Source organism: Streptomyces sp. NBC_00344 (assembly GCF_036088315.1).
Taxonomy (GTDB): Bacteria; Actinomycetota; Actinomycetes; order Streptomycetales; family Streptomycetaceae; genus Streptomyces.
In genome coordinates this window covers 4,260,564-4,282,074 of record NZ_CP107996.1, presented here as the reverse complement: position 1 = coordinate 4,282,074, position 21,511 = coordinate 4,260,564, and the positions used below count along the sequence as shown (strand labels likewise).

Sequence of the window (21,511 nt, the reverse complement as noted above, 5' to 3'; positions counted from 1 at the left end):
CGGGTCCGTGCCGACCTGCCGGGTGGGGGAGATCACAGGGCAGCCCCCTGCCAGGCACCCTCCGCAGAAGGGACCGCTGACGGCTATGCAGATCCGGCTGACAGTCCTCGCGCCGCGCAGCGGCCGATCCGCATCCGAGGCGCGCTCCTGCGACGTGCTCGTCACCGCCCCGGCCGGGGCGGCGCTGGCCACTGTCGCATCCGGCCTGGCCACGACGGTCGCCGGCCCGGACGGCCCCGGCTCGGGCAGCATCGTGCTGTACGCGGGCCGCCACCGTCTCGACCTGCAGCGCTGCGCGCTGGGCGAGCCGCCGCTGGTGGACGGCGCGGTGCTCTCGCTCCAGATCCCCGCAGGCGACGACGACCCGGGTGACGGGGCAGCGGCACAGCTCCAGGTGGTCGCCGGGCCCGACGCGGGCGGCGTCCACCTGCTGCACAGCGGGCAGATCCGGATCGGACGCTCGGGCGACGCCGATGTCCCGCTGGACGACCCCGACGTGTCGAGGCTGCACTGCGCGGTGACGGTCGCCGACGACGGCCGGGTCACCGTCGCGGACCTCGGGTCCACCAACGGCACCACCCTGGACGGCACCCACGTGGACGGCCGGCCGGTCCGGATGGCCCCCGGGGCCCTGCTCAGGGTGGGCGAGTCGGCGCTGCGGATCACCTCGGCGGCGGGCTCGGCGGACAGCGGCCCGGTGACCGCGGTGCCGGACGGCGAGGGCCATCTGCGGGTGACCCGCCCCGGTCACGGCGGAAGCGGCACGGACCCGGACACCCCGCCCGGCCGGAGCGGCCGCGAGCACGGCTCGGCCGCCGCAGGAGCGGATCACCCCGCCGGTGCCCCCGCGGAGCACAGCGGCCCGGGACGGGACGCCGGCGTTGGACGCATACCCACCCGAACCGGCCCGCAGAGCGGCGGTCACAGCTCCAGGCGGGTCAGCGCCCGCGGCGACGAGACGGCCCGCGACCCCTACAGCAATCTGTACGACGAAGCGGCCGCGGCCTACGCCCAGGATCCGGGTTTCGGCCCCCGCGGCCGCCAGGGCACCCCCGCACGCGGCACCCGGGTTCCCGCCGAGCACGAGCGGACCGCGGAGCAGCCCGACGACGCCGACACCGACACCGTTCGCAGGCGCGGCGGCATAGGGGCATGGGCCAGAAGGCTGGCCGGTGCCAGACCCGAAGCGGTACGCGACCGGGTGCCCGCCCAGGCCACCGGCCCCGGCGTCCCGGGCGCCGCAGCCCAGCGGCCCGCTCCCGACAGCTGGCCCGACCCGGCCTCGCTGCTGCTGACCGCTCTCGGCCCCGGCCCCCGGCTCTGGGAGCGGGGTCCGGGCCACCGCGAAGCGCTTGTCGTCCGGCTGGGCACCGCCGACCGGAACGGCCCCGGCGACATGGGCGTGGTTCCCGCGGTGCCGGTGACCGTTTCGCTGCGCGAGGCAGGCTCACTGGCGCTGGCCGGTCCCCGCGAGCGGCTGGCCGGCCTGGCCCGCTCGGTGGTCGCGCAGCTCACCGCGCTGCACTCTCCGGCGAATCTCGAGATCGTGCTGATCAGCACGGACCGGGCCCGCCCTGTGGAAGCCCGCAGGGCCGACTGGTCCTGGCTCGGCTGGCTGCCGCATCTGCGGCCCGCCCACGGGCAGGACTGCCGGCTGCTGCTCTCCTACGACCGGGAGCAGGCCGCAGCCCGTACGGCTGAGCTGGTGCGCCGGCTGGACGACGGCCCGCTCGGCCCGGGCTGGGCATCGGCCGGTGCCGGAGCGGTGTCCGAGGCCGCCCGGCGGTACGAGGGGCCGTACACCGTGGTGATCGTGGACGGCGATCCCGGATCGGCGGCCCTGCGCGAGACCACCGCGCGGCTGGCATCGGCGGGCGCCGCCTGCGGAATCCACCTGCTGTGTCTCGCCGAGACCCCGCCGGCCTCCCCCGCTTCGCCGGTGGAGGCGACCTATGAGACCGCCTGCGCTGCCTCACTCGCCTTCCGGGAGTGCGGGGCCGCCGCCCTGCTGAGCGGCGATGTCGCCACGACCCTGCGGCTGCTGCGCACGGCGGGCGGCCGGTCGGCCGGCCGGGGCACCCTCGCCGTGGTGGACGCCGTGTCGGCGGCCTGGGCCGAGAGGTTCGGCCGGGCCCTGGCGCCGTTGCGCGCGGACGGTTCGGCCGGCGCGTCCACCGCGCGGCAGGCCGCCGTCCTGCCCCCGTCGGCCCGGCTGCTCGACGAACTGGGACTCGCCCGCGCCACCCCGGCCTCCCTGCTGGCGCGCTGGGCTTCGGCCGCCGAAGCCACCGTGGTGCTCGGCGCGGGTCCGCGCGGCCCGGTCACCGTCGACCTGGCCGCCGAAGGCCCGCATCTGCTGATCGAGGGCCCAGCAGGCAGCGGCCGCACGGAGCTGCTGCGCGCCGCCGCCGCATCACTGGCCGCGGCGGCCCGCCCTGACCGGCTCGCACTCATCCTGGTCGACGGCGCGGGCGGCGAGCGTGGCGATGGCCTGCGTGCCGTGACGGAGCTGCCGCACACCTCGACCCATCTGGTGGCGTCCGACCCGGTAAGGATGCGGGAGTTCGCCCAGGCGCTGGGCGCCGAGCTCAAGCGCAGGTCCGAGCTGGTGGGCCGGGACGACTTCACCGAATGGCACCGGCGCCACGAGGCTGACGCGAGGGGCGCGGGCCGCCGGCCGGACGGCGCGGCCAACGAGCGCGGCGATCTCGAATCCGCCGGCAGCGGCACCCTGCGGCTGCGTACCACGGCGGCCCTGGCGGCCGCCGTGCCCGGCCCCACCCCGCTGCCCCGGCTCGTCGTGCTGGTGGACGACTTCGACGCGCTGGTAGCCCCCGCCCTGGGCAGCCCGGGGCGCCCGGCGGCAGGCTCCGTCGTCCGCGCCCTGGAGGCGGTGGCCAGGGACGGTGAGCGGCTCGGTGTGCATCTGATCGCCGCATCCGCCCGCCCCGACCGCACCGCGGACACCGAGCTGGCGCGGGACAGCCGGCTCCGGATCGTGCTTGACGCCCCGCCCGCCGCCCCCGCGCCGGACGTCGCTTCGCCCGGCCGCGGCCGCCTCGGACGCCCGGACCGCGGGGTGACACCGTTCCAGGGCGGCCGGGTCACCGGCCGTATCCCGCGCACCGGGACGCTGCGCCCCACCGTCGTACCGCTGGAGTGGGAGCGTATGGGCGATCCGCCCACCCGCCGTCCGGTGCGCGAACTCGGCAACGGACCCACGGACTTGGCATTGCTGGCCAGCGCACTCGACCGGGCCGCCAGGTCGGTGGACGCGGCACCGGTGACATCACTGACGGAATGACACAACGTCACAGGCCCATCACGATCTTGTGGTGGGCCCGAGGAACGCTATTGCGGGTCTCGAGCGCCGGGGCGTAGGACTGTGCCCACGGGACAACGGCGTCGCCGACGTCATGGGCGCGCCGGTCTGCACGCGCATGGGAGAGGTCGGGGCACAGATGCGCACAACTGGCACAGCAGGTACAGCTCTACGCTCACGCAAGGCCGTTCTGGCGGTCGTGGCCGTGGGGTCGCTCGTCCTCACTGCGGGATGCGGCAGCGACAGCAAGGACGACGGGGGCAGCAAGGCCCCGGACAAGAGCGGCGCTTCCGCCTCCGGGGTGAAACTGCCGAAACTCAACGGCACCAAGCTCGAGGTCGCCGCCGTCTGGACGGGCCCCGAGCAGGCGAACTTCATCAAGGTGCTCAAGGAGTTCGAGAAGCGCACCGGGGCGTCCGTCACCTTCGTCCCCGCGCAGGACCCGATCGTCAACTTCCTCGGTACGAAGATCGCCGGCGGATCCCCGCCCGATGTGGCGATGATGCCGCAGGTCGGAGCGATCACCCAGGCGGTCGCCAAGAAGTGGGCGAAGCCGGTGGGCGCCGACGCCAAGGCCCAGCTGGACAAGAACTACTCGCAGGTCTGGAAGGACCTCGGCGCGGTCGACGGCAAGCAGTACGGCGTGTACTTCAAGGCCGCCAACAAGTCGCTCGTCTGGTACAACACCAAGGCCTTCCAGAACGCGGGCGCGAGCGAGCCCAAGACCTGGCCGGACTTCATCAAGACCGCGCAGACCGTCTCGGCATCGGGTGTCACCCCGGTCTCGGTCGGCGGCGCGGACGGCTGGACCCTCACCGACTGGTTCGAGAACGTCTATCTGTCCCAGGCGGGACCGGACAAGTACGACCAGCTCGCCCAGCACAAGATCAAGTGGACGGATCCTTCGGTGAAGGCCGCGCTGACCACCCTGGCGCAGCTCTTCGGGAAGCCGTCGCTCATCTCGGGCGGCGCGGACGGTGCGCTGCAGACCGAGTTCCCCGCTTCCGTCACCCAGACCTTCACCGGCGGCGACCAGCCCAAGGGGGCCATGGTCTTCGAGGGCGACTTCGTGCAGACGAACATCGCCCAGACCAAGGCGAAGGTCGGCACCGACGCCAAGGTGTTCCCCTTCCCGGCGGTGGGTGACAAGTCCCCGGTGGTCACCGGTGGTGACGCGGCAGTGGTCCTCAAGGACTCCAAGGGCGCCCAGGCGCTGCTGACCTGGCTGGCCTCCACCGACGCCGCGAAGATCGCGGCATCGTCCGGCGGCTTCATCTCGCCCAACAAGGGCCTGGACGCCGGGGCTTACCCCAACGACGTGCAGCGCACCATGGCGAAGGCCCTGGTCGCGGCGGGCGACGACATCCGCTTCGACATGTCGGACCAGGCACCGCAGTCCTTCGGCGGCACGCCGGGCAAGGGCGAGTGGAAAGACCTCCAGGACTTCCTGAAGAAGCCGAAGGACATCGCGGGGGCCCAGCAGAAGCTGGAATCCGACGCGGCCAAGGCCTACAAGAACTGACGACACGATGACCACAGCTGTCGCGGGGGGCGCCACCAAGGAGGCGCCCCCCGCAGGAAAGCCACGCAAGAGCGTGACAGGCACACGTAAGGCGATGGCGGCCGGCTTTCTGCTGCCCGCCCTGGTGCTGCTCGGCGCGCTCGTCGTCTACCCGATCGGGTACTCGGTCTACCGGTCGTTCTTCGACCAGTCGGGCTCCGGTTTCATCGGCATCGACAACTACACGACACTCTTCACCGACGACTCGATCCGCACCGCGATCAAGAACACCGCGATCTGGGTCGTGGTGGCGCCGACGGTCGCCACCGTGCTCGGTCTGATCTTCGCCGTCCTCACCGAACGGGTCCGCTGGGGCACCGCGTTCAAGCTCGTCGTCTTCATGCCGATGGCGATCTCGATGCTCGCGGCGGGCATCATCTTCCGGCTGGTGTACGAGCAGGACCCGGGCCGCGGCGTCGCCAACGCCGTCTGGGTGGGCGTGCACGACACCTTCGCCGATTCGGCCGGCTATCCGGGGGCGCATCCGCTGCCGGTGGCTCCGCTGAAGGCGGGCGGCGGGGGCTCGTACGTCACCAAGCAGCCGGTGCGGGCCGGCACCGCTGTGCAACTGCCGCTGGTCGGCGTGCTCCCGGCGAAGATGCCGTCGTCGGCGAAGCCGGCCGTCGCGCCCAAGCCGGCCGGTGGCTCGATCACCGGGACCGCCTGGCTGGACTTCACCCTGGGCGGCGGCGGCAAGCCCAATGTCATCGGCCCCAAGGAACTCGGCCTCAAGGGCGTCACCATCGAGGCGGTCAAGGACGGCACCGTGGTGGCAAGCGCCAAGGCCGCCGCCGACGGCACGTTCACCCTGCCGGCGAAGGCGGACGGCGCGCTGCTGCGGCTGCCCGACTCCAACTTCCGTGAGCCGTACAACGGCGCCAACTGGCTGGGCCCGACCCTGGTGACCCCCGCGATCATCGGCAGCTACGTCTGGATGTGGGCCGGGTTCGCGATGGTGCTGATCGCGGCGGGCCTCGCCGGGCTGCCCCGTGAACTCCTGGAACAGGCACGGGTGGACGGCGCCAACGAGTGGCAGGTGTTCCGCCGGATCACCATCCCGCTGCTCGGACCGGTCCTCGCGGTGGTCATGGTCACCCTGATGATCAATGTGCTGAAGATCTTCGACCTGGTCTTCATCGTCGCGCCGGGTTCCTCGCAGGACGACGCGAACGTACTGGCCCTCCAGCTCTACCGTTCCTCGTTCGGTACGGACGCGGACCTCGGCGTGGGCAGCGCGATCGCGGTGCTCCTGCTGCTGCTGGTCGTCCCGATCATGCTGGTCAATATCCGCAGAATGCGGAAGGAGGGGCGCCGATGACCACCGCAGCCCAGGCCCCGGCCGACGGGGTGCCGGCGGACCGGGCAACCGCCCGACCGGTCGCGAAGCCGAAGCAGTCGACTGCCTCGCGGATCGCCGCCCGTACGGGTGGCAGCGTGATGCGGGTCTTTCTCGTCCTGGTCGGCCTGTTCTGGCTGATGCCGACGATCGGCCTGCTGCTCTCCTCGCTGCGCGGCTCGTCCGACATCGCGGCGACCGGCTGGTGGAAGGTGTTCACCGCCCCCTCCCAGCTCACCTTCGACAACTACTCCAGAATCCTCGACAACAAGGTCATCACCGACTCCCTCCTCAGTACGGTCGAGATCACCGTCCCGGCCACCGTCCTGGTCGTGGTGATCGGTTCACTGGCCGGATACGCCTTTGCCTGGATGGATTTCCCGGGCCGCGACTGGTGGTTCCTGATCGTGGTGGGGCTGCTGGTCGTGCCGGTCCAGGTCGCCCTGATCCCTGTCTCGAAGCTCTTCGGGGCGATCGGCCTCTTCGAGACCACGGCCGGGGTGGTCATCTTCCATGTGGCCTTCGGCCTGCCCTTCGCGATCTTCCTGCTGCGGAACTTCTTCGCGGAGATCCCCAGGGAGTTGCTCGAAGCGGCGCGCCTGGACGGGGCAGGCGAGATACGGCTCTTCACCCGGGTCGTGATGCCACTGGGCGGCCCCGCCATCGCCTCGCTCGGCATCTTCCAGTTCCTGTGGGTCTGGAACGACATGCTGGTCGCACTGATCTTCGCCGACTCCAAGCACCCGCCGATCACGGTGGCCCTCCAGCAGCAGGTCAGACAGTTCGGCAACAACATCGACGTGCTCGCACCCGGCGCCTTTGTGTCGATGGTGATTCCGCTGGCGGTGTTCTTCGCCTTCCAGCGGCAGTTCGTGAGCGGTGTGATGGCGGGGGCGGTCAAGTAGCCACCCGCGTGCGGGCCCGGCCTGTGCCGGGCCCGCTTCGGCTTTCCCCAGCCCGGCAGGGCCGCTGCCTCAGCGGCCCTGCCGCACCGGCAGCAGGGCCTCGGCGGGCTGCCTGGCACGTGCCTGCCGGGTGACCGGGCCATGGTGCCGCTGCTGGAACCCGGCCCACAGCAGCGGGATCCCGACCACCGGCAGCAGCCAGACCAGCACCATCAGACGGGGACCGACCGAGACGTCCGGGTGCCCGGCCTGATTGAGCAGTCCGGCGGCGGTCACCGCGAACATGACCGCCGCGAGTGGCCGCCCGGTGCGCAGCACTCCCCACGCACCGGCCGCCAGCAGCGCCGATGTGAGCGGTTCGACGCACTGCTCGCGCAGCCACTCGGTCCAGAAGGCGCCGCTGAGGACCAGGAACCGGTGCCAGGGATCGGGCACATCGGGACGGCTGAAATGAAAGGCGAGCAGATCCTGCATGCTGTCCCGGGTGGACGGCAGATCCAGTACCTGGACTCCGGCCTGCACGGCGACCCCGACACCCGCGCACAGCACCGCCAGAGCCAGGATCCGACGGGGCACCCGGCGGCCGCGGCGCCTGCTGCGCACCGCGAGAGCGGCCGGCACCAGCGCGAGGCAGCCCGCGAGCAGCAGCGTCTCCGAGTACTTGATCAGGGCGGCCACCGCGAATCCGGCCAGGGCGACAGCCAGCCACATCCTGCTGCGCCCGTCCCCGTACAGCACTCTGACACAGGCGAGGACCACCGCCAGCACTGCGACCAGCAGCAGCCCTTCGGACATCGGCCGCATCGACTGCTCGCTGACCGGCAGGACGTAGTAGAGGACCTGCCCGGCCAGCGCCACGGGCACGCTCGCCCCCAGACCGCGCAGCAGCACCGTGACGAGCGCACTCGCGGCCACCGTGACGGTGACCGCCGCCGCCCAGAGCCCCCACGTGATGCCGAGCGCGGCGACAAAGGGCACCAGCAGGGCCGGGTATCCCGGGCGGGCCACGAAGATCGACGACATCCGGGGGGTCGCGAACAGCGACATGTAACCGGAGACACCGCCCTGCTCGGCCACCGTCCTCACCCTGGTCTGCTGGAACGTCCGGCAGGCCTGGTACTGCCCTTCGCCGTGGCCGGGATGCGTGAACGTCCTGATATCCGTCCGGCTGCTCTGGGCACTTCTGGTCCGCTCGCTGTCGCAGACCACCTCGATGGCGTGGGCTGCGGCCTGCTCCCGGCTCTGGCCCGACAGCATCAGGGTGTACGAGACGTAGTGCCGGGTGTCGGGGGACGCCCGCCCGCTGACCTGGAACAGCTGGGTCAGGGCGAAAAATGCCGCGATGAGGCAGAACCCCAGCGGGAACGAGCGGCGTCCGCGGAACGGGGCAGCCAGATCGCCGGGCACGGAAAGGCGTGGGACAAACCGTTGCATAAAAGGGTGTAACGCCCGTACTCCCGCCCAGGACACGCAGCGCGCCGCTGAACGGGCCGGCGGCAGGCGCTACCGTCGGGTCCTGCGCCGGACACGGCGAGCCACCCGGCGCAGGAATCCGGTGCGGAACTTCACGGCGAGCCCCGCACTCCGCTGCGTCAGCCCGTCGCGTGAGCGGCGGAGCGACAGGGAGCCGGTGGTCCTCGACGCGACCAGCACGAGCGGCAGCCGCGTACGCCGGCCGCCCTCGTCGTCGGGGAGACTCAGCGCCAGCTGCCAGGTACCGCCGGCCAGTTGCTCCCTCGGCCGCTTCGCGCTCATCATCGTGCCGCTGTTGTCCTTGATCAGCGTGGCCCCGGCCCGCAGCGTGCGTCCGGTGCGCGCCTCCTCGGTGAGGTGGAGTACGGCCGGGACCCCCTCGGCCGTACCGTCGTGCACCGGCAGCAGGGCCTCGATCAGCAGCGGCTCCGCCAGCACCCGGACATCCTGCTCGGCGAGGTTCGCCAGGTCGTGCGCGAGCCGGCCGGTCGTATGCCCGACGTCGAGGGAGAGGTTGTCGTGCGGGCGGGTCCAGTACGGGACGACGGTGCGCGGCGGCTCACCCACGAAAGCCGCCCGGCACCCGAGAGTGGCCGCCTCGGTCCGTGCCGATCCGAGCCTGGTGTCCTTGGTCCATCCGGACAGGTGAACCCGGACCACCACATCCCAGATGCCCCGGGCCAGCGGGGCGCCGCCCGCCGCGGTCTCGGGTGAGATGTGCGCGGTCGCCCGCAGTTCCAGTCCGAACTCGCCCTGTTCCGGCCCTGCCAGGCGTTCCCTGATGAACTCCACGGGCTGGTAGAACTCGGCGGAACTGGAGCGCTCCCGCAGGACCAGATCGACCTTCGCCGAGCCGGTACGGGCGGGCGGTTTCACCGCGAGACCGTCGAGCGGCCCCCGGCCGGCCTTTCCCGCCGGCACCAGGATCTGCTCCGTACCGTCCTTGTCCAGAAAGCGGACCGGCTCCGCTCCGGCCCGTATCCCTGCCGAGAAACCGACCCGCAGCAGTCCGCCGTCCCAGGCGAGGTCCGTCAACTCGGTGTACGCCCCGATGCCCCTCTCCCAGCGGGCGAAGTCCTCCACATCCGGATAGCGGTCCGCTGCGATCAGCTCCCCGACGATCTGCTGGGTCGGCGCCAGCCCCTCCAGAACGCCGGGGCCGAACCGCTCGGCGGCGACCCGGTGCATCTCGTGGAACATCGCCCGGCGATGCTCTTCCGGCTTGGACAGCAGCCGCTCGCCGCGCATCCGTTCGATCATCTCGTTGCGGAACCACCGGCGGTACAGCTTGTCCCGCAGCGGACCGGGCTCGGTGTACTTCTCGACCACGTCGAGGGCCTCGCGGAGATCGGAGAAATACCCCACCGGTTCGATCTGCCGCAGGCCCGCGTTGGCGGCGTCCTCACGTCTGACGTGGTGATAGCACACGTAGTCGCTCAGCACCGCGACACGGCTCGCGGTCAGATAGGCCTCGGTGACGAAGACATGGTCCTCCAGGCGGCGCCTGCCCTCGGGGAAGCGCAGCTCCCGCTCGTCGAGGAAGGCCCGGCGGAACATCTTGTGCGGGGTGAGGCTGTCGATCAGCGGGGCGTTCCCGACGGTGGCGTGCGGTCGGTTCACCCGGAACAGTTCCCGCGGCACCGCACGGCCCCGGCCCGCCATCTTGCCGACGACGACGTCCGCCCGGTGCGCCACTCCGTAGGCGTACATCCGCTCCAGCGCTTCGTCGCCCAGCCAGTCGTCGTTGTCCACGAACATCACGTACTCGCCGCGGGACGCGTCGATGCCGACGTTGCGGGGCTTGCCCGACCAGCCGGAGTTCTCCTGGTGGATCACGCGTATCAGGGGGTGGTCGGCGGCGAGCTCGTCCAGCCGGGCCGCGGTTCCGTCGGTGGAGCCGTCGTCGACGAATATCGCCTCGTAGGCGTCGGCGGGCAGGCTCTGCCGCAGCACCGACGCCACACAGTCCTCGATGTAGACGCCCGGGTTGTAGACGGGTATGACCACGCTGACCTTGATCGTCATGGTGCTGCGCTCGCTTCCACTGCCGTGCGTCGCGGCCCCCCTGCTATGCGATGAACATTAATCGCATTACAGGCATCGCACCTTCGCAGGCCTACGGGCCCGCATCGCACGCCGGCGACCGCACGAGCGACACCGGGCGCCGCGCGGACGGCGGTCCGGCGAGCGCCGCCTCAGGCCTTGAGCCCCGCCACCGCCGCTGCGGCCAGTCCGTCCAGATACCCCTTGGGCAGACCGTCCCTGATCACCACGAGCCGCCAGTACAGCGGACCGATGATCAGTTCGAGCGCCCGCTCGGGATCCGTCCCCTCGGGCAGTTCACCGCGGGAGACCGCGTCACGGATCACCGCGGCGGCCACCCCCTTCTGGCTGTCGAGCAGCGCCGCCTTGATCGCATCAGCGATCTCGGGCTGGCGTGCGGCCTCGACGAGCAGGTCGGGGATGACCTGGGAGGCGACCGGGTGGCGCAGCGTGTGCGAGGCAACGGCCAGCAGGGCGCGTACATCGCCGTACAGCGAACCGGTGGCAGGCGCCGGAAGGCCCTGCGCGGCGAATGCGGTGACCAGGTCGAGCACCAGATGCAGCTTGGACTTCCAGCGGCGGTAGACCGCGGTCTTGCCGACGCCCGCGCGCCGCGCGATGCCCTCGATCGACATCCGGGCGAACCCCACCGCGGCCAGCTCCTCGAAGACGGCGGAACGGATCGCCTCCGTCACATCCTCCCGGAGCACAGCGGCTCCGGCCGGGGCTCGGCGGGGCGTACGGGCACTGCTGTCGGTCATACAGCGATGCTACGTCACGACGGAACGGTTGCGTTTCGACGCAAGTACGTCCTACTGTCATCGTTACGACGATACGGACCCGTTCCATCGTCGGACAGGTTCACCTGTCCTCGTCGCCCCGCCGCCCCGGCCCCGTCGAAAGCGACCGTTGTGAGCCCCACGACTGTTCCGGCCACGCCCGCCCAGCAGGCTCAGGCCCCGAAGTTCCCGCCGCAGCCGGAGACCCGGAATCTCGGCGAGCTGGCCGCCGCGCACGGCCTCACCATCAGCGGCGCCCGGCCACCGCTCGGCGCGTACGTCCGCCAGGTCTGGAGCCGCAGACACTTCATCACCGCCTTCGCGACCGCCCGGCTCACCGCGCAGTACAGCCAGGCGAAACTGGGCCAGATCTGGCAGATCATGACGCCGCTGCTGAACGCGGCGGTCTACTACTTCATCTTCGGAGTGCTGCTGGGCACCAGCCACGGCGTGCCCGACTTCATCCCCTTCCTGGTGACCGGCGTCTTCATCTGGACCTTCACCAGCAGCTCGATCCAGACGGGCACCCGGGCGATCAGCGGCAGCCTGGGTCTTGTGCGGGCGCTGCACTTCCCACGCGCCTCACTGCCCATCGCCTACGCGGTCCAGCAGCTTCAGCAGCTGCTCTTCTCCATGGGCGCGCTCCTGGTCATCCTGGTCTGCTTCGGCGAGTACCCCAAGCCGTCCTGGCTGCTCGCGGTCCCCGCGCTGGCCCTGCAGGCACTGTTCAACACCGGGCTCTCCATGGTCATGGCCAGGCTGGCCGCCAAGACCCCGGACATCTCCCAGCTGATGCCGTTCGTCCTGCGCACCTGGATGTACGTCTCCGGCGTGATGTGGAGCATCAAGAAGGTGCTCGCCGGCGACCAGCTCCCGCATGCCGTGATGCTGGCACTGCAGGCCAATCCGGCCGCCGTCTACATCGACCTCATGCGCTTCGCGCTCGTCGACAGCTTCACCGCCTCCCAGCTGCCCCCGCATGTCTGGCTCCTCGCGATCGGCTGGGCGGTGGCCGCGGGGCTGGGCGGCTTCATCTACTTCTGGCAGGCAGAGGAGCAGTACGGACGTGGCTGAGAACGCAGTGAGCGAGACTCCCGGGACCGCCGCCGGCGCACCGGTACCGACCGTGATCGTGGATGACGTCCACATCGTCTACAAGGTCCACGGCACCGGAGGGGGTAAGGGCACCGCGACGGCGGCCCTGAACCGGATCGTCAGCCGCAAGCCCCGGCCGGGCGTACGCGAGGTGCACGCGGTCCGGGGTGTCAGTTTCGTCGCGCACAGGGGCGAGGCGATCGGCCTGATCGGCTCCAACGGCTCCGGCAAGTCCACCCTGCTGAAAGCCATCGCGGGCCTGCTGCCTCCGGCGCGCGGCCGGGTCCTCACCCATGGCCAGCCCTCACTCCTCGGGGTGAACGCCGCGCTGATGAGCGATCTGACCGGCGAGCGCAACGTCATCCTCGGCGGTCTCGCCATGGGGATGACCCGCGAAGAGGTGCGTGAGCGTTACCGCGGCATCGTCGACTTCTCCGGCATCAACGAGAAGGGCGACTTCATCTCGCTGCCGATGCGCACCTACTCGTCCGGCATGAGCGCGCGGCTGCGCTTCTCGATCGCCGCGGCCAGGAGCCACGATGTGCTGATGATCGACGAGGCGCTGTCCACGGGCGACGCGAAGTTCCAGAACCGCAGCCGGGAGCGCATCGCCGAACTCCGCGAGGAGGCCGGCACCGTCTTCCTGGTCAGCCACAGCAACAAGTCGATCACCGACAGCTGCGAACGGGCCCTCTGGCTGGAGTCGGGGGCCCTGCGGATGGACGGTCCGGCGGAGGAGGTCGTCGCCGCCTACGAGGAGTTCAACAAGAAGAAATAGTGCAGAAACGGTCTATTCTGACCGATTATGACGATCCAGCAGCTCCGCCCACCCCTCAGGCCGGCGGAGCGCGGCACCGTACGGCCCTGGCCGGCCGTCGGCGCTCTCTGGGTCCTCACCCGGCTCGGCATGATCTGGCTCCTCGCCCACGACAGCCTGGGCATCGGCGGGGTCGCCACCGAGGTGCACACCCTCTACCGGTCCTGGTACGCACAGCTCGGCCAGGGCAGCTACCCGGTCGGCGACGTCACCTGGCAGTACCCGCCGGGCGCCGGGGCGGTGATCCTGTCCCCGGCCCTGCTGCCCTTTCTGACCTACGTCCAGGCGTTCACCACTCTCGTCCTGGCCACCGACGCCGTGGTCACCTTCGCCCTGCTGCGGGCCGGCGGCACCGGCGTCTGGATGTGGGTCTGCGGACTGCCGCTGCTGCTGCACATCCCGCTGGCCCGCTACGACGTGCAGGTCACCGCTCTCGCCGTTCTCGGCCTGCTCGCGCTGCGCCGCCGCCCGGTACTGGGCGGGGCACTGGCCGGGCTCGGCGCCATGGTCAAGGTGTGGCCCGCGCTGACGCTGCTCGGGACGCCCAGGGGACGCACCACCCGCGCCGCCTGGCTCTCGGCTGCCTGCGCCGCCGCGGTGCTGCTCACCGTGCTGGCACTCTGCTTCTCCCATCCGCTCGGCTTTCTGCGCCAGCAGAGCGGCAGAGGGGTACAGATCGAGTCCATCGGCGGGACCGCGCTCGCGCTGGCGCATCGTGCCGGGTGGCCCGGTACGGTCGTCTACCGGTACGGAGCCCTGGAGTTCACCGGCCCCCATGTGCAGGCAGTCGGCCGGGCCGCCCTGGCGCTGACCGCCGCCGCCTTCTGCTGGCTGCTGCTGTGGCGGATGAAGGCCGCCCGCTGGACGGATGCGACACCGTTCGACTCGGCGCTCTGCGCCGTGCTGCTGTTCACCGTCACCAGCCGGGTCATCAGTCCGCAGTACCTGATCTGGCTGATCGGTCTGGCCGCGGTCTGTCTCACCTCGGCCCGCACCACCCAGCGCCCGGTGGCCGTGCTGCTGCTGCCCGCCGCGGCCGCCAGTTCCCTCGCCTACCCGGTGCTCTACACCGACGTCGCCGAGGGCAGCCCGCTCGGCTGCACCCTCATGGTGGTGCGGAACGGCCTTCTGCTGGCAGCGGCTCTGCTGTCCGCCCGGCGCCTGTGGGCGGCGACGGTCCCGGCCGGCGGTGCACGGTGGACGATGCGCCGCCGGCCGCCCGCCGCGCGCTGTCCTCAGTGACGCGAACGGCCCCCTTCCGCCCGGACCGACCGGGAGGAAGAGGGCCGCTGGACGGCCGGGGTGACGGCCGTGGCCGACGGCCGGCGCCGGGTGCTCCGACGGCCCCGGCCTCAGCCGGTCCGCATCAGGTGTGCGTACGCAGCAGCGTCCTCATCGTCCGCATGGCGACCGAGAGATTCGCCAGGTCGAAGGAGTCCGACGACTGGATCTCCTCCAGCGTGGAGCGCGAACGGCCGAGGATCGACGCGTTCTTCTCCTCCCATGCCGTGAAGCGCTCCTCGGGGGTCGACACCCCGTTCCCCGCGGACAGCACGTCCTGGGTGAGACCGGCGTGCGCCGCGTACAGATCCTCGCGGATGGAGGCGCGGGCCATGGACTGCCAGCGGTCGGCCCGCGGCAGCTCGATGATCCGGTCCATCAGCTTGGTGATCGTCAGCCGGTCACCGAGGTCGTAGTACACCTCGGCCACCGCCATCGCGTCCTTGCCGGTACGGTCCGCGATCGCCACGATGTCGAGGGTGGGGAAGGCGGAGGAGAACCCGGCCACCCGACGGGCCAGCTCCTCCGGCACGCCCACCTCGGTCAGCTCGTCGGCGATGCGCTGGTACCAGTCCAGATCCGCGCCCCTGAGCAGATTGGGCAGCTCGGCCCACACCCGCGCCACGCCCTCGGCGAAGAAACCGACGGTCTCACCGAGCTGGAGCGGCTGCGGGCGGTTGCCGAGCAGCCACCGGGTACCGCGCTCAACCAGCCGGCGGGAGTGCAGCCGGATGCGGGTCTGGATATCGGCCGCGACCTTGTTGTCGAGCTGCTCCACGGCATCCCAGACCTCGGCCAGCCCGAAGATCTCACGGGCCGAGAACTGTGCCCGTACGATCTCCTCGATCGACGCGCCGGTCTCCTCCCGCAGGCGGTGCAGGAAGGTCGAACCGCCGGTGTTCACCGTGTCGTTGACCAGCACCGTGGTGATGATCTCGCGGCGCAGCGCGTGTCCGGCGATCGTCTCGGGGTAGCGCTCGCGCAACTCCTCCGGGAAGTAGCAGTGCGCCAGGTTCTGCAGATACGGGTCGTCCGGCAGGTCGGTGGAGATCAGCTCCTGGGCCGCCGTGATCTTGGTGTAGGCGAGGAGCACGGCCAGCTCGGGCTGGCTCAGCCCCTTCCCGTTGTTGAGGAGTTCACGGATCTGCCGGTCGGTCGGCAGGAACTCGATCGCCCGGTCCAGATGTCCGTCCCGGCTCAGCCTGCGCATGAAGCGCTGATGGGCGTGGAGCAGTGACGGAGCCTGGGCCACGGCGTTGGCGAGCGCGGTGTTCTGCGCGTAGTTGTTGCGCAGCACCAGACGGCCGACCTCGTCGGTCATTCCGGCGAGGATCTTGTTGCGCTGCTTGACGGTCAGATCCCCTTCGGCGACCAGGCCGTTGAGCAGGATCTTGATGTTCACCTCGTGGTCGGAGGTGTCCACACCCGCACTGTTGTCGATGGCGTCGGTGTTGCACCTGCCGCCCTCACCGCGGCCGCCGGTCCTGGCGTACTCGATACGGCCGAGCTGGGTCAGGCCCAGGTTGCCGCCCTCGCCGACGACCATGGCACGCACGTCGACCCCGTCGACCCGGATCGCGTCGTTGGCCTTGTCGCCGACATCGGCATGGGTCTCGGCGGAGGACTTCACGTAGGTGCCGATGCCGCCGTTCCACAGCAGGTCGACCGGGGCCTTGAGGATGGCCTTCATCAGATCGGCCGGAGTCATCTTGGCGACGGCCGACTCGATGCCGAGCGCTTCACGGATGTGCGCGTTGATCGGGATCGACTTGGCGGAGCGGGGATGGATGCCACCGCCCGCCGACAGCAGGCTCTTGTCGTAGTCGCCCCATGAGGACCGCGGCAGGTCGTACAGCCGGCGGCGCTCCGCGTACGAGGTGGCCGCGACCGGGTTCGGGTCGATGAAGATGTGCCGGTGGTCGAAGGCGGCGACCAGACGGATGTGCTCGGAGAGCAGCATGCCGTTGCCGAAGACGTCGCCCGACATGTCGCCGACGCCGACCGCGGTGAAGTCCTCCGACTGGCTGTCGTGGCCCAGCTCCCTGAAGTGCCGCTTCACGGACTCCCAGGCGCCGCGGGCGGTGATGCCCATGCCCTTGTGGTCGTAGCCCGCGGAACCACCCGACGCGAAGGCGTCGCCGAGCCAGAAGTCGTACGACTCGGCGACCTCGTTGGCGATGTCCGAGAACGTCGCTGTGCCCTTGTCCGCGGCGACGACGAGGTAGGTGTCGTCCTCGTCGTGGCGCACCACGTCGGAGGGCGGTACGACCTCGCCGGCCACCAGGTTGTCGGTGATGTCGAGCAGCGCGGAGATGAAGATCTTGTACGCCGCGATGCCCTCGGCGAGCCAGGCGTCCCGGTCCGCCGACGGGTCGGGCAGCTGCTTGGCGACGAACCCGCCCTTGGCGCCGACCGGCACGATGACGGTGTTCTTGACCATCTGGGCCTTGACCAGGCCGAGGATCTCGGTACGGAAGTCCTCACGCCGGTCGGACCAGCGCAGACCGCCGCGGGCGACTTTCCCGAAGCGCAGGTGCACGCCCTCGACGCGGGGCGAGTAGACCCAGATCTCGAACGCGGGCCGGGGCGCCGGGAGATCCGGGATGACCTGCGGGTCGAACTTCATCGAGACGTAGGCGTGCCGCTTGCCGCCTGTGGCCTTCTGGAAGAAGTTGGTCCGCAGCGTCGCCTTGATGACGGTGAGGAAGGACCGCAGGATGCGGTCCTCGTCCAGACTCGCCACCTGGTCCAGGGCCCCGTCGAGCTCCTCGAGCAGCCCGTCGATCAGCTCGGTGCCGGCCCGCTGGCGCTCCGGCGCCATCCGCGCCTCGAAGAGCGAGACCAGCAGCCTGGTGGTGTGGACGTTGTTGCGGAGGGTGTCCTCCATGTAGTCCTGGCTGAACGTCGACCCGGCCTGCCGCAGGTACTTCGCGTACGCCCGCAGCACCATCGCCTGCCGCCAGGTCAGCCCGGCGCCCAGCACCAGGGCGTTGAACCCGTCGTTCTCCGCCTCCCCGGTCCACGAGGCGGCGAACGCCTTCTGGAAGCGGTCACGGGCGTCGTCGGCGAGGTGGTCGCCGTTCCCGTTGCCGCCGGCCGCCGGCTGCGGCATCCGCAGCCCGAAGTCGTAGATCCAGGCGTAGGTCCGGTCCGAGCAGCGCAGCTCGTAGGGGCGTTCGTCGGTGACCTCGACGCCCAACTGGTGGAGCACCGGCAGCACCGCGGAGAGCGAGACCTGGGTGCCCGTCCGGTAGATCTTGAAGCGGCGCTCGCCCGGGGCGGCTCCGACCGGCTCGTAGAGGGAGAGCGCGAAGTCCTTCTCGCCGTGTGTCAGCTGCTCCAGATGGTTGAGGTCGGCCACCGCGGCCCGCGGCGAGTGGTCGGCCTTGTATCCCTCAGGGAAGGACTGCCCGTAGCGGCGCAGCAGTTCCGCCGCGCGCTCCTCGCCGCACTCGGCGGTCAGCGCCTCGCCGAAGCCGTCGGCCCAGGAACGGGCCGCTTCGACGAGCCTGCCCTCGATACGGTCGGCGTCGGCGTCGTCGAGTTGAGCCAGCTCGGTGCCCGCGGGTACCCGCACCACGAAGTGCAGCCTGGAGAGAATCGACTCGGTGTTCCAGGCGGTGAAGTCGACGCTGGTGCCGCCGAGCTCCTCCTTGAGGATCTCGATGAGGCGCAGCCGCACACCGGTGGTGTAGCGGTCACGCGGCAGATAGATCAGCGCGGAGTAGTAGCGCCCGTATTCGTCCTGGCGCAGATACAGCCGGAGCCGGCGCCGCTCCTGGAGGTACAGCACGCTGGTGACGATGGAGCGCAGCTGGTCGACGGGCGTCTGGAACAGCTCGTCGCGCGGGTACGTCTCCAGGATCTGCATCAGGTCGCGGCCGTCGTGGCTGTTGGGGGTGAAGCCCGCACCCTCCAGAACCTCGGCGACCTTGCGGCGGATGACGGGCACCCGCCGTACGGACTCGATGTACGCGGCCGAGGAGAAGAGCCCGAGGAAGCGGCGCTCGCCGATGACGTTGCCCTCGGCGTCGAACTTCTTCACCCCGACATAGTCGAGGTAGCTGCGGCGGTGGACCGTCGAGCGGCTGTTGGCCTTGGTGAGCACCAGCAGCTTGTGTTCCCGGGCCTTCGCACGGGCGTCGGCGGGCAGCCGGCTGAAGGAGGGCGAGACCGGGTGGGCGTCGTCCACGCTGTGATGGGGGTCGGAGCGCAGGATGCCGAGACCGGTGCCCGGCACGGCGGCGAGCGAGTCGTCTTCCGTCAGCGCGTATTCGCGGTACCCGAGGAAGGTGAAGTGGTCGGCGCCGAGCCAGCGCAGCAGCTCCCTGGCCTCGTCGATCTCCTGGTCGCGCAGATCGTAGGCGGTCGGCTCCGATGGCAGTTCGTCGGCGATGCGCAGCGCGCAGTCGCGCATCTTGTCCCAGTCCTCGACGGTCTCCCTGACGTCCGAGAGCACTCGGAGCAGATCTTCGGTGATCTGCTTCAGGTCGCCGCGGTCGGTCTCACGGTCGATCTCCACGTGGATCCACGACTCGACGAGCCCGTCGTGCACACCGGTGATCTTCTCGTCCTTGCCCAGGACCTGGATGAGCTCGCCGGTGACGTCACGGCGCACCAGTACCTGCGGGTGGATCACGACATGGATACCGCGGCCCTGACGGGACAGTTCGTTGGTGACCGAGTCGACGAGGAACGGCATGTCGTCGGTGACGACCTCGACGACCGAGTGGCTGCAGGTCCAGCCGTTCTCCTCGACGGTCGGGGTGTGCACCCTGACGTTCGCTGTGCCCTGGGGCCGCTTCTCGGCCAGCCGGTAGTGCGAGAGTGCCGCTCCGTAGACATCGACCGGATCGCGGTCGTCCACGTCCTCCGGGGCGGTGTGCAGGTAGTAGCGCTGGAGATACGCGAGGACGGAGTCCTGGTCGGAACTCCCGCCACCCGTTGCCCCGCGCGGAAATTTCCCTCCGGCCGGGCTGTTCTCAGCTACCAGGGCCGCGCGTGCGAGCAGTTCGGCCTTGGCTTCGTCCAGCTTGGTCTGCATGTCCTCTGGCTCCTGTCGCGCGCCGTTGCGTGACGTAGGTGAAAGAAGCGGCCCAACGCCAGAACCACGACGCGGGGTATCCGGTCGGAGTCGACGTTATGCCGCGATGAGAGATGCCCGTGACGTTATTGGCCATTTTGGGAGGCCGGTCCGGGTTATGGGTGCCAGCGATCGCCCGGAGACCACAGAACTCCGGGCGCAGGGCAGAGGCGTCGATGCCCCCGCGAGATATCGCGCTGATCACCTGCCCAGGCTATCGCTCCGCGACCGGACGGCGTCACGGGCCGTATCAGTACAAGTCGGTGCGATGGATTTGGACACTTCGGCCCATTGCCCGAGCGGCTGTCCGCCACCTGCCGGGCGGCTGTCCGCCGGCTCCGCGCCGGTGATCTCACGGCGCGGGAAGCCACCGGGCTTCGGGCGGCGGGCGTCACTCCGCCCGCCGGGGCAGGTCCTCGGCCGGCTGCGGGCGTGGGCCTGAGTGCGGCGTCGCCTGCGGGACAGCCCTCAGGCGGTGAGTTCGCGGGCCGCCCGGACCGCGTCCGCCAGCGAATCCACCACCGGCACCCCGGCAGCCTCCAGGCTGGCCCGGCTGTGCGACCCGCCGGTGTACAGCACCGCCCTCGCCCCGGCATGTGCCGCCGCCACCGCGTCGTCGACCGCGTCGCCGATCACTACCACCCGGTCGGGGGCCACTGCCTCCAGCGCGGCGATATGGCGCACCATGTGCTCCGCCTTGCCCGTGCTGGACGGTCCCGTCCGGCCGTCGACCCGGACGAACCGCTGCTCGATGCCGTGCGTGCGGACGATCGGAACCAGATGCTCGTGCGGAGCCAGCGAGCACAGCGACTGGGTCAGCCCCGCCGCCTGCCAGTCGGTCAGCAACTGCTCCGCCCCGGAAGCGAGCCGGGCGTTCGCGGCGAACGACCGGTAGTGCCGGTGGAAGGCCTCATCCATCACGCCCCACTCGGCTTCCGACGGCAGCCGGCCCATCAGGCGCTCGTAGAACCGCGGAACCGGCACGCAGTACAGCTCCCGGTAGCGCTCCAGCGTGATCGGCTCCAGACCGATCTCCGCGAACGAGGCGTTCGTCGCCTCGATCACCGCGTCGGTGTCGTGGAACAGCGTGCCGTTCCAGTCCCAGACGAGATGCGTGCCGCCGTGTGCCCGCGCGTCCGCGGCCCGGTGTGCGCCCATGTCTGCCCCCACGTCCTTCCGCATGCCCGGAACCGTACCCGCCGGGTCCGACAGCCGAACGGTTCAGCCGATGACGTCCGGGGTCCCCCGCACCGAGCCGATGACGTCCGGGGTCCCCGCGCCGAACGGTTCAGCCGATGAGGTTGGGGATCTCCTGCACTCCGAACCAGAGCAGTTCATGGTCCTCCGCGCCGTCCACGGTGAACTGGGCGTCGTCGTCCCCGTGGTCCGCCGCCCCCAGCGCACCGGCAGCCGCGGCGACGTCGGCCTCCGCGTCGTCCGCGTCGACATGCACCGCCGCCGCCTTGGCCAGCGGCACGGCGGAAGAGATCCGCACCTCGCCCAGCGCGCTCGCCTGAAGGCTCTGGTCGGGATCGGCCACGGCGTCCTGGACCGGCACATCCACGGCGACGACCACCCGGCGTCGAGTGATGCCTGGCTCGCCGGCCAGCAGCCTCAGCGACGCGGACGCCGCCCGGCTGAGCGCGGCGTACTCCAGCTCCTCGATGTCGTCCGACACATACCACTCGCGCAGGCCGGGGGTGACCGCATAGGCGGTCAGCGGCCCCGGGCCCAGCTCGCCCGCCGCGTGCGCAGCCGCAAGGCCGGGGAGGGTCGATGGGACATACACGCGCATGGCCGGCCGCTTTCGTCGTCG

Annotated in this window: 13 protein-coding genes; 7 read left to right on the top strand and 6 right to left on the bottom strand. The window is 70.7% G+C overall.

What is annotated here, in order from left to right; genetic code table 11:
* The first annotated feature begins 85 nt into the window (after positions 1-85).
* From OHS16_RS19285 to OHS16_RS19270, 4 genes are all read left to right on the top strand, one after another.
* Positions 86-3,304 carry an FtsK/SpoIIIE domain-containing protein gene (locus tag OHS16_RS19285; protein WP_328538453.1) on the top strand — a complete coding sequence of 1,073 codons (3,219 nt, stop codon included), beginning with the start codon at positions 86-88 and terminating at the stop codon, positions 3,302-3,304.
* Positions 3,305-3,461: 157 nt separating this feature from the next.
* On the top strand, positions 3,462-4,844 hold the full coding sequence (locus tag OHS16_RS19280; protein WP_328538452.1) for an ABC transporter substrate-binding protein: 1,383 nt from the start codon (positions 3,462-3,464) through the stop codon (positions 4,842-4,844).
* Between the two features lie 7 nt (positions 4,845-4,851).
* Positions 4,852-6,201, top strand: coding sequence for a carbohydrate ABC transporter permease (locus tag OHS16_RS19275; RefSeq protein ID WP_328538451.1), 1,350 nt, complete (start codon positions 4,852-4,854; stop codon positions 6,199-6,201).
* Positions 6,198-7,124: a carbohydrate ABC transporter permease gene (locus OHS16_RS19270; protein ID WP_328538450.1), complete on the top strand. Its 927-nt coding sequence runs from the start codon at positions 6,198-6,200 to the stop codon at positions 7,122-7,124. The genes OHS16_RS19275 and OHS16_RS19270 overlap by 4 nt, the downstream gene beginning before the upstream one ends.
* Before the next feature lie 69 nt (positions 7,125-7,193).
* Here the strand turns inward: OHS16_RS19270 and OHS16_RS19265 are convergent, their stop codons facing one another.
* The 3 genes from OHS16_RS19265 to OHS16_RS19255 all read right to left on the bottom strand — a co-directional run bounded on the left by OHS16_RS19265 (position 7,194) and on the right by OHS16_RS19255 (position 11,401).
* Positions 7,194-8,558 carry a hypothetical protein gene (locus OHS16_RS19265; protein ID WP_328538449.1) on the bottom strand — a complete coding sequence of 455 codons (1,365 nt, stop codon included), beginning with the start codon at positions 8,556-8,558 and terminating at the stop codon, positions 7,194-7,196.
* Between the two features lie 69 nt (positions 8,559-8,627).
* On the bottom strand, positions 8,628-10,622 hold the full coding sequence (locus OHS16_RS19260; RefSeq protein ID WP_328538448.1) for a glycosyltransferase family 2 protein: 1,995 nt from the start codon (positions 10,620-10,622) through the stop codon (positions 8,628-8,630).
* Between the two features lie 170 nt (positions 10,623-10,792).
* Positions 10,793-11,401, bottom strand: a complete 609-nt coding sequence (locus tag OHS16_RS19255; protein ID WP_328538447.1) for a TetR/AcrR family transcriptional regulator — start codon at positions 11,399-11,401, stop codon at positions 10,793-10,795.
* A 150-nt stretch (positions 11,402-11,551) separates the two neighbouring features.
* Here OHS16_RS19255 and OHS16_RS19250 point away from each other — a divergent pair, with 150 nt between their 5' ends.
* From OHS16_RS19250 to OHS16_RS19240, 3 genes are read left to right on the top strand one after another with little or no spacing between them, the layout of a single operon-like run.
* A complete protein-coding gene (locus OHS16_RS19250; protein WP_443042651.1) occupies positions 11,552-12,493 on the top strand; it encodes an ABC transporter permease in 942 nt (313 codons plus the stop codon).
* 7 nt (positions 12,494-12,500) lie between these two features.
* Positions 12,501-13,292: an ABC transporter ATP-binding protein gene (locus OHS16_RS19245; RefSeq protein ID WP_328540910.1), complete on the top strand. Its 792-nt coding sequence runs from the start codon at positions 12,501-12,503 to the stop codon at positions 13,290-13,292.
* A 27-nt stretch (positions 13,293-13,319) separates the two neighbouring features.
* The gene (locus tag OHS16_RS19240; protein WP_328538446.1) at positions 13,320-14,573 is read left to right on the top strand and encodes a glycosyltransferase 87 family protein; all 1,254 of its coding nucleotides are present in this window, start codon (positions 13,320-13,322) and stop codon (positions 14,571-14,573) included.
* A gap of 124 nt (positions 14,574-14,697) precedes the next feature.
* On the opposite strand, the gene OHS16_RS19235 is transcribed toward OHS16_RS19240, so the two are convergent.
* The 3 genes from OHS16_RS19235 to OHS16_RS19225 form a co-directional block, all read right to left on the bottom strand.
* The gene (locus tag OHS16_RS19235; protein WP_328538445.1) at positions 14,698-19,656 is read right to left on the bottom strand and encodes an NAD-glutamate dehydrogenase; all 4,959 of its coding nucleotides are present in this window, start codon (positions 19,654-19,656) and stop codon (positions 14,698-14,700) included.
* 507 nt (positions 19,657-20,163) lie between these two features.
* On the bottom strand, positions 20,164-20,853 hold the full coding sequence (locus tag OHS16_RS19230; protein ID WP_328540909.1) for an HAD family hydrolase: 690 nt from the start codon (positions 20,851-20,853) through the stop codon (positions 20,164-20,166).
* A gap of 130 nt (positions 20,854-20,983) precedes the next feature.
* Positions 20,984-21,490 carry a DUF6912 family protein gene (locus tag OHS16_RS19225; RefSeq protein WP_328538444.1) on the bottom strand — a complete coding sequence of 169 codons (507 nt, stop codon included), beginning with the start codon at positions 21,488-21,490 and terminating at the stop codon, positions 20,984-20,986.
* Positions 21,491-21,511: the final 21 nt, after the last annotated feature.

Excerpts from the sequence above, each read along its gene's own strand:
- OHS16_RS19285 (WP_328538453.1), top strand. The coding sequence starts at position 86 with ATGCAGATCCGGCTGACAGTCCTCGCGCCGCGCAGCGGCCGATCCGCA.
- OHS16_RS19280 (WP_328538452.1), top strand. The coding sequence starts at position 3,462 with ATGCGCACAACTGGCACAGCAGGTACAGCTCTACGCTCACGCAAGGCC.
- OHS16_RS19275 (WP_328538451.1), top strand. The coding sequence starts at position 4,852 with ATGACCACAGCTGTCGCGGGGGGCGCCACCAAGGAGGCGCCCCCCGCA.
- OHS16_RS19270 (WP_328538450.1), top strand. The coding sequence starts at position 6,198 with ATGACCACCGCAGCCCAGGCCCCGGCCGACGGGGTGCCGGCGGACCGG.
- OHS16_RS19265 (WP_328538449.1), bottom strand. The coding sequence starts at position 8,558 with ATGCAACGGTTTGTCCCACGCCTTTCCGTGCCCGGCGATCTGGCTGCC.
- OHS16_RS19260 (WP_328538448.1), bottom strand. The coding sequence starts at position 10,622 with ATGACGATCAAGGTCAGCGTGGTCATACCCGTCTACAACCCGGGCGTC.
- OHS16_RS19255 (WP_328538447.1), bottom strand. The coding sequence starts at position 11,401 with ATGACCGACAGCAGTGCCCGTACGCCCCGCCGAGCCCCGGCCGGAGCC.
- OHS16_RS19240 (WP_328538446.1), top strand. The coding sequence starts at position 13,320 with ATGACGATCCAGCAGCTCCGCCCACCCCTCAGGCCGGCGGAGCGCGGC.
- OHS16_RS19235 (WP_328538445.1), bottom strand. The coding sequence starts at position 19,656 with ATGCAGACCAAGCTGGACGAAGCCAAGGCCGAACTGCTCGCACGCGCG.
- OHS16_RS19230 (WP_328540909.1), bottom strand. The coding sequence starts at position 20,853 with ATGGGCGCACACCGGGCCGCGGACGCGCGGGCACACGGCGGCACGCAT.
- OHS16_RS19225 (WP_328538444.1), bottom strand. The coding sequence starts at position 21,490 with ATGCGCGTGTATGTCCCATCGACCCTCCCCGGCCTTGCGGCTGCGCAC.